Origin of the sequence: Bacillus sp. FSL E2-0195, assembly GCF_038003645.1 — a bacterium.
Taxonomy (GTDB): domain Bacteria; phylum Bacillota; class Bacilli; order Bacillales; family Bacillaceae_G; genus Bacillus_A; species Bacillus_A mycoides.
Genome location: NZ_JBBOPN010000001.1, coordinates 85001 through 87500 on the forward strand (window position 1 = coordinate 85001; position 2500 = coordinate 87500).

The 2500-nt window shown below is 51.1% G+C and carries 5 tRNA genes and 2 rRNA genes (1 of these 7 only partly in view); all 7 read left to right on the plus strand.

Features of this window, described 5'->3' with window-relative positions:
• Window positions 1-1831, plus strand: a 23S ribosomal RNA gene (locus tag MHH59_RS00440); it begins 1091 nt to the left of the window's first position.
• A gap of 102 nt (window positions 1832-1933) precedes the next feature.
• Window positions 1934-2049, plus strand: a 5S ribosomal RNA gene (rrf, locus tag MHH59_RS00445).
• Between the two features lie 5 nt (window positions 2050-2054).
• A tRNA-Val gene (locus MHH59_RS00450) sits at window positions 2055-2130 on the plus strand.
• A gap of 4 nt (window positions 2131-2134) precedes the next feature.
• Window positions 2135-2210 (plus strand) — tRNA-Thr (locus tag MHH59_RS00455).
• 14 nt (window positions 2211-2224) lie between these two features.
• Window positions 2225-2300 (plus strand) — tRNA-Lys (locus MHH59_RS00460).
• A 14-nt stretch (window positions 2301-2314) separates the two neighbouring features.
• Window positions 2315-2395, plus strand: a tRNA-Leu gene (locus MHH59_RS00465).
• Window positions 2396-2424: 29 nt separating this feature from the next.
• Window positions 2425-2499, plus strand: a tRNA-Gly gene (locus tag MHH59_RS00470).
• The last annotated feature ends 1 nt before the right edge of the window (window position 2500 follow it).

A 2500-nucleotide genomic window follows, 5' to 3' on the forward strand; every position in this document is an offset into this window, starting at 1 on the left:
AGACAACTAGGATGTTGGCTCAGAAGCAGCCACCATTTAAAGAGTGCGTAATAGCTCACTAGTCGAGTGACTCTGCGCCGAAAATGTACCGGGGCTAAATACACCACCGAAGCTGCGAATTGATACCAATGGTATCAGTGGTAGGGGAGCGTTCTAAGTGCAGTGAAGTCAGACCGGAAGGACTGGTGGAGCGCTTAGAAGTGAGAATGCCGGTATGAGTAGCGAAAGACGGGTGAGAATCCCGTCCACCGAATGCCTAAGGTTTCCTGAGGAAGGCTCGTCCGCTCAGGGTTAGTCAGGACCTAAGCCGAGGCCGACAGGCGTAGGCGATGGACAACAGGTTGATATTCCTGTACCACCTCTTTATCGTTTGAGCAATGGAGGGACGCAGAAGGATAGAAGAAGCGTGCGATTGGTTGTGCACGTCCAAGCAGTTAGGCTGATAAGTAGGCAAATCCGCTTATCGTGAAGGCTGAGCTGTGATGGGGAAGCTCCTTATGGAGCGAAGTCTTTGATTCCCCGCTGCCAAGAAAAGCTTCTAGCGAGATAAAAGGTGCCTGTACCGCAAACCGACACAGGTAGGCGAGGAGAGAATCCTAAGGTGTGCGAGAGAACTCTGGTTAAGGAACTCGGCAAAATGACCCCGTAACTTCGGGAGAAGGGGTGCTTTCTTAACGGAAAGCCGCAGTGAATAGGCCCAAGCGACTGTTTAGCAAAAACACAGGTCTCTGCGAAGCCGTAAGGCGAAGTATAGGGGCTGACACCTGCCCGGTGCTGGAAGGTTAAGGAGAGGGGTTAGCGTAAGCGAAGCTCTGAACTGAAGCCCCAGTAAACGGCGGCCGTAACTATAACGGTCCTAAGGTAGCGAAATTCCTTGTCGGGTAAGTTCCGACCCGCACGAAAGGTGTAACGATTTGGGCACTGTCTCAACCAGAGACTCGGTGAAATTATAGTACCTGTGAAGATGCAGGTTACCCGCGACAGGACGGAAAGACCCCGTGGAGCTTTACTGTAGCCTGATATTGAATTTTGGTACAGTTTGTACAGGATAGGCGGGAGCCATTGAAACCGGAGCGCTAGCTTCGGTGGAGGCGCTGGTGGGATACCGCCCTGACTGTATTGAAATTCTAACCTACGGGTCTTATCGACCCGGGAGACAGTGTCAGGTGGGCAGTTTGACTGGGGCGGTCGCCTCCTAAAGTGTAACGGAGGCGCCCAAAGGTTCCCTCAGAATGGTTGGAAATCATTCGTAGAGTGCAAAGGCATAAGGGAGCTTGACTGCGAGACCTACAAGTCGAGCAGGGACGAAAGTCGGGCTTAGTGATCCGGTGGTTCCGCATGGAAGGGCCATCGCTCAACGGATAAAAGCTACCCCGGGGATAACAGGCTTATCTCCCCCAAGAGTCCACATCGACGGGGAGGTTTGGCACCTCGATGTCGGCTCATCGCATCCTGGGGCTGTAGTCGGTCCCAAGGGTTGGGCTGTTCGCCCATTAAAGCGGTACGCGAGCTGGGTTCAGAACGTCGTGAGACAGTTCGGTCCCTATCCGTCGTGGGCGCAGGAAATTTGAGAGGAGCTGTCCTTAGTACGAGAGGACCGGGATGGACGCACCGCTGGTGTACCAGTTGTTCTGCCAAGGGCATAGCTGGGTAGCTATGTGCGGAAGGGATAAGTGCTGAAAGCATCTAAGCATGAAGCCCCCCTCAAGATGAGATTTCCCATAGCGTAAGCTAGTAAGATCCCTGAAAGATGATCAGGTTGATAGGTTCGAGGTGGAAGCATGGTGACATGTGGAGCTGACGAATACTAATAGATCGAGGACTTAACCATATAATATGAAGCAAATGTTATCTAGTTTTGAAAGAATATAAAAAACTTGTTGACTTTCAAAAGTTAATGAGTTATAATAATTCTTGTCTTAAATGAATATAGTCTGGTAATGATGGCAGAGAGGCCACACCCGTTCCCATACCGAACACGGAAGTTAAGCTCTCTAGCGCCGATGGTAGTTGGGACCTTGTCCCTGTGAGAGTAGGACGTTGCCAGGCAATTTGGAGGATTAGCTCAGCTGGGAGAGCACCTGCCTTACAAGCAGGGGGTCGGCGGTTCGATCCCGTCATCCTCCACCATTTAGCCGACTTAGCTCAATTGGTAGAGCAACTGACTTGTAATCAGTAGGTTGGGGGTTCAAGTCCTCTAGTCGGCACCAGTTTTTAATTGTACGAGCCATTAGCTCAGTTGGTAGAGCATCTGACTTTTAATCAGAGGGTCGAAGGTTCGAATCCTTCATGGCTCACCATTTTAATGAAATATGCGGGTGTGGCGGAATTGGCAGACGCACTAGACTTAGGATCTAGCGCCTTTGGCGTGGGGGTTCGACTCCCTTCACCCGCACTTTTAATAAAATAACTCAAACATGTCTTGCGGAAGTAGTTCAGTGGTAGAATACAACCTTGCCAAGGTTGGGGTCGCGGGTTCGAATCCCGTCTTCCGCTCCAA